Origin of the sequence: Neorhizobium sp. SHOUNA12A (assembly GCF_023006505.1) — a bacterium.
Classification (GTDB): domain Bacteria; phylum Pseudomonadota; class Alphaproteobacteria; order Rhizobiales; family Rhizobiaceae; genus Neorhizobium.
In genome coordinates, this window is record NZ_JALBGV010000160.1 from 1 (window position 1) to 5,004 (window position 5,004).

Here is a 5,004-nt window from a genome sequence, read left to right on the forward strand (position 1 = left end):
GGGCATGCCGAATTGCTTGACGATGGCTCGATCGAGATCGCATTCGCATACCACAATGGCGACGAGGCCATTCTCAAGGCAAATCCAGAGACTTCTTCAACAGCCTGCTAGGTGGGGATTGGGATGGATTTGCATGCCGTCTAGTCTTGTGAAGGCTCATGCGAGCGCGATTTTTGTGATCGCGACGCTCTTGATGATCTTTGAATGGTGGCCTGGAACGCTTGTTGTAAAGCTTCTGTCAGGTCTCTTCGTGTCCGCTTTTGTTTGGCGGCTGTTTATCCATGCAAAAGAATTTGGTGCCAACAGGGAGGTTTTTGGTAAGGAGAACGGCGGAGTTTTCTTGCCCGATCTTAGTTTGCGCAAAGCTGTCGCGCTCTTTCGCGGATTTTCGGAAGCAGGCGAAGACCGCCTCATGTTCGCAATAACCTGCTACGCAATAGTAGTCGGGATGGCGGGAGCAATCGCAAATCCATGGTGGATTGCGATCTCAGCATTGCTGTTTTCTCTCACAAGTGCACATAGCCTACGCAGCACATGGCCCGGCTTTACACTGGTTCTTGGTAGTTCAGAGGATCGGAATTTCCGTCGCCACCTTTTCCAGGTAATGTCAGCGACGAGGCCATACAACACGACGACAATGGTGAACTTTCTCCGAGCAGGTGAACTTGAGAAAGAACTAGACTATGTGCTGCAGAACCGTCTTCGAAACGTCATTGTGACTTGGGAGTCGGCTGTCGAGGCCTACGCCAGCATGGCAAAGGTGATTGTCGTCAGCATCGATGATCTAAGGGAGGCTGTCACCACCGAGCTCCAACTTCTGGACAGCAAAGGACTCTGGTACAAGACTATAGTCTTCTCACAAGGGTCAGCTGACGAAATTATTGCAAGCATCCCGCTACAAGTGCCGCCGGCCGCAGCGGGAGCGCTCGTGACATCAGACGCTTCGCAAGTGCAGGATGTCATCAAGGCGCTGGCACAAGCTAGAGCCCCGTTCCCAACCCCAGAAAACCCGATTGCTCGGCCCGCCACCAGAAAAAGGAGGTGACCGACTGCTAGAATTCAGACTTCATCCGTTTCCCGCGCGCGAAACCAGCTTCGCGATAGACATTCTCCTGAGACCTGCTCTGATTCTTCCAAGCTGTCAATGTGGCTGAACCTATTCTAGTATCTCGGTGAAGATCGTTTTTCGGCCTTGTAATCCAACTTCGAAATACTCAGCTCGACACGTTTCGCCTTCGAGCGAGAGTAGGGCGTATCCATGGTTCCACAGCTTGGACCCGTTCCCCATTTTCGTCCCATGCTTGGCGATATCGATCAGGACCTCCAAGGCAGGCCCGGCGCCGGTACCCCAGTCAGCCAATAGAGCTAGGCTAGCGTTGGATGGAATTGTGATGACTTGTGGCCCGACATCCGCTGCTCGGATATATGGAATGGCTGCGTTGTCGCCGGTTATACCGAAGTATCGGTGATATTCCTTAAGCGTAGATAGCCACGCGGCGTCGCAAGTGCTTCCCACATACTCAGCTTCCACCAACGCGAGAGCCGTGCCATCGCTGGCTGCGGCGGCTTTCACGTACCGCCACGCCAATTCAGCGCAAAGCGAGGCTGTCTGCGTCCGAGACAATCCACGCACACCGGTGGATGGGGGCGTTGCCGGTAACCCGACTTCCCTGCGAGCAATCTGAGCTGCGATGTGCGGCAGCTGGGATTCAGCCGAACTCTGCATCCGTCTGCTTCTGAGTGTGGTCGAATTATCGATCCGGCTCGCTACCTCGGAGACAGCAGATTGAAATACGGAAAGAAGGGGATCTCTGAAGGTCTCGATGTCAGCGCTCACGCGTCGCCTCCATTCTCCACGAACCACCGTTCGACGACTGGGAGATACTTCATGACCTGTTCACGATCGCTGTTCTTCTCCTCCTCCGTCAACATTTCATAAGGAGAGTTCATCTGCTTTTCCCACCGCTCGACGAATTCCGGGGCGATAACGAGGGAGCCGTCAGGCTGCCTTTCTGCCGTTGAATGCAGATACTTTTGCCAATGGGACCACCTCTCGTGTTCTATCGACGCTAGGGCTTCCAAGAGTTCCGCGCGGTTTGAGATCGGCAAGATGGTGCTCCGCTCTTTCTAAATGAGGCTCCTGGAAACCAGGTGGTGATAGTGTTGTCCAAGGATCGTTAGTTCACAAGACTTACTGTACCACGCGGCATGCCACATGTGCTCAGCGTCCACCGGACGCACCAGGTTCACACGAGCGTAACCCTGCAAGATCTTGAAGATCTTCGTATTCTTGGCATTCGGCTGAGGGATGGACTGGTCATTCTTCTGCTCCTCGGATCGCTCCGGTTCGAACGTGGGATCGAGTGGAAATTGCATATTGGCGTCGGGGAAGATCGACGAGATCAGGCGAAGATCGTCGGTCGAGAGAGGCGGTCGGGCCCTTCGCAGCGAAACGAACGATTTCACGTTTGTTTTAAAGACCGGCCTCTGTCCGCCCCATGCCCCCAGAGACTGATCGATATGCGCGTAGACACTGCCGGGGGTAATGTCTCCGACAAGATTGGCTGCTGACCCCTCCAACGTAAGCGACAAGCTGACCCCATCTGGCGTTGGTAGGGTTGGCGGCTGTATTGCGGACAGACGATTCACAAACTGTGAGCTTCTATGTCTGCGCCTAGCTCTGGAACTAGAAACTTCCATATGATTGAGGCTGTTCCGGAACGGCTTGAGGGCGCCCCACGGCAATTTCGGCGCCGTTGGTCCGATGATTTTAAAGCGCGGGCTGTGGCTGAGGCAATGGAGCCCGGCGCAAGCGTCTCGGCCATTGCGCATCGCATCGGCATACATCCCTCGCAGCTATTTGGCTGGCGTCGTGATGCTCGTGACGGACAACGATCCTTCTCGCAAGATCGGGCTGGTCAGACAGGGACCAGGACGATTGGCACACGTGCGATGATCGAGCTTGTGATCGGCGACGTCATTATCCGGGCCGACGCAGATATCGGCGAAGCACAGCTGCAGCGGGTGATCCGAGCGGTGCGGTCGGCATGATCCCGTCTGGCGTGAAGGTCTTTCTTGCGAGCCATCCCATCGACTTCCGAAAGGGGCCGGACAGCTTGCTTTCGCTGGTACGGGATGCTGGCGGTGATCCGTTCAACGGTGCACTTTATGTCTTTCGGGCCAAGAGAGCAGACCGGGTCAAGATCGTGTGGTGGGATGGCTCCGGCGTTTGCCTCTATGCGAAGCGGCTGGAAAAAGCCCAGTTCTGCTGGCCCCGGATCGGCCATCATCGCGTCCAGCTCAATCATGCCCAGCTTCTGGCTTTGGTCGACGGAATGGACTGGAAGCGGGTTCGATCCGCGCCGGTGAAGCCTCCCGAGATTGTTGGGTAAAACCGCTGCGGCGAAGTGAATCAGGTCCCTGAAAGCATGGGCGGAGCGCGGCAAAATATGCTCTGATCATACCCATGACGCGGCCCGAGATTGAGCTCCCGGATGATGTAGAGGCTCTCAAAGCCATGGTCCTTGCCATGGCCGCAAAAGCAGCCCGCGTCGAGGCTTTGGAGAAGCAGGTTGACGATCTAGAGGCCCGCAACGCGGACGCCGATGAGCGCATCGAGCGGCTGACGCAGATCCTGAAGGCTTTCGATCGCGCCCGATTTGGCCGACGCTCGGAAAGGCTTGCATCATCCATCGTCGATGACGAGCAGCATGCCTTTGTCTTCGAAGAGATCGAGACCGGCATTGCGACGATCAAGGCTCAGGTCACGAAAGGCCGCGGTAGCGCGGACAGCAAACGCGCTCCGCGGCCACGCAAGGGCTTTGCGCCTCATCTTGAGCGCGTCGAGGTCGTGATCGAACCGGAAGAGCTTCCAGAACATGCAGGTAAGACCAAAATCCTGATTGGAGAAGACGTCTCCGAGCGGCTGGATGTCGTGGCAGCGAAGTTCCGTGTCATCGTCACCCGCCGGCCGAAGTATGCCTTTAGGAACGAGGATGGTGTCGTCCAGGCGGCGGCTCCGGCACACATCATCGAAGGTGGCATTCCCACGGAAGCACTTCTGGCCCAGATCGCCGTTTCCAAATATGCCGACGGGCTGCCACTCTATCGCCAGGAAGCCATCTACGCACGCGACAAGGTCGAACTCGACCGCAAGCTGATGGCTCAATGGATGGGCAAGCTGGGGTTCGAGCTCAATATCCTCGCCGACTACATCCTCGATGAGATCAAGAAGGCCGAACGGATCTTTGCCGACGAAACGACCTTGCCCACACTTGCTCCTGGTTCCGGATCAGCGAAGACGGCATGGCTATGGGCGTATGCCAGGGATGACCGGACTTTTGGGGGCAGCGGTCCACCGATGGTAGCCTATCGCTTCGAGGACAGTCGAGCCACCGAGTGTGTCGCACGACACCTGAGCGGCTATCGTGGAATCCTGCAGGTCGATGGATATGCCGCTTATAACAAGCTCGTCCGGAAAGATGGAGGCAATGACAGCGCCATCCTGGCCGGCTGTTGGTCGCACAGCCGGAGAAAGTTCTACGAGTTGCATGTCGCAAAGAGCTCGAAAGTCGCTACCGACACCGTCGAGCGTATGGCGAGGTTATGGGAGATCGAGGAGCGTGTGCGCGGCCAAAGCCCTGAAGCTCGTGTCGCTGCACGCCAGGAGATCTCCGCAGCGATCGTCCGTGACCTCTTCACTCTCTGGCAGGCGACCCTGCCGCGCGTCTCTGGAAAATCCAAACTCGCCGAGGCTCTGCGGTATGCCATCTCGCGTCGAGACATCTTCGAGCGCTTCCTGACCGACGGCCGCATCGAACTCGACTCCAACATAGTCGAGCGAGCAATCAGACCCCAAGCGATCACGAGAAAAAATAGTCTATTCGCTGGAAGCGACGGCGGCGCGACATACTGCTCATCTGATGATGTCCTTATAATAAAAGGGGATTTTGAAGTGGGTTGTGAGATATCGGACGCCGTGATCGCCTGGCATCGGCCTCGTGG

At 56.5% G+C, this 5,004-nt stretch carries 6 protein-coding genes; 4 read left to right on the forward strand and 2 right to left on the reverse strand.

What is annotated here, in order from left to right; all coding sequences use genetic code 11:
* The first annotated feature begins 133 nt into the window (after positions 1–133).
* A complete protein-coding gene (locus MOV63_RS31915; protein WP_247039765.1) occupies positions 134–1,045 on the forward strand; it encodes a hypothetical protein in 912 nt (303 codons plus the stop codon).
* 111 nt (positions 1,046–1,156) lie between these two features.
* Here the strand turns inward: MOV63_RS31915 and MOV63_RS31920 are convergent, their stop codons facing one another.
* Entirely contained in the window at positions 1,157–1,837 is a 681-nt protein-coding gene (locus MOV63_RS31920; protein WP_247039766.1) for a hypothetical protein, read from the reverse strand.
* A gap of 290 nt (positions 1,838–2,127) precedes the next feature.
* Positions 2,128–2,592: a hypothetical protein gene (locus tag MOV63_RS31925; protein WP_309500859.1), complete on the reverse strand. Its 465-nt coding sequence runs from the start codon at positions 2,590–2,592 to the stop codon at positions 2,128–2,130.
* Between the two features lie 108 nt (positions 2,593–2,700).
* Here MOV63_RS31925 and MOV63_RS31930 point away from each other — a divergent pair, with 108 nt between their 5' ends.
* From MOV63_RS31930 to tnpC, 3 genes are all read left to right on the forward strand, one after another.
* Positions 2,701–3,051, forward strand: coding sequence for a transposase (locus MOV63_RS31930; RefSeq protein WP_247039767.1), 351 nt, complete (start codon positions 2,701–2,703; stop codon positions 3,049–3,051).
* The gene (gene tnpB, locus MOV63_RS31935; protein ID WP_247039768.1) at positions 3,048–3,392 is read left to right on the forward strand and encodes an IS66 family insertion sequence element accessory protein TnpB; all 345 of its coding nucleotides are present in this window, start codon (positions 3,048–3,050) and stop codon (positions 3,390–3,392) included. Before MOV63_RS31930 ends, tnpB begins: the two co-directional genes overlap by 4 nt.
* A 74-nt stretch (positions 3,393–3,466) precedes the next feature.
* Positions 3,467–5,004 (forward strand): IS66 family transposase (tnpC, locus tag MOV63_RS31940; protein ID WP_247039769.1); only part of this gene is annotated, 1,538 nt, incomplete at its 3' end.

What these genes read in the sequence shown, in the direction of transcription:
- MOV63_RS31915 (WP_247039765.1), top strand. Translation starts at nt 134, where the DNA reads ATGCCGTCTAGTCTTGTGAAGGCTCATGCGAGCGCGATTTTTGTGATC.
- MOV63_RS31930 (WP_247039767.1), top strand. Translation starts at nt 2,701, where the DNA reads ATGATTGAGGCTGTTCCGGAACGGCTTGAGGGCGCCCCACGGCAATTT.
- tnpB (WP_247039768.1), top strand. Translation starts at nt 3,048, where the DNA reads ATGATCCCGTCTGGCGTGAAGGTCTTTCTTGCGAGCCATCCCATCGAC.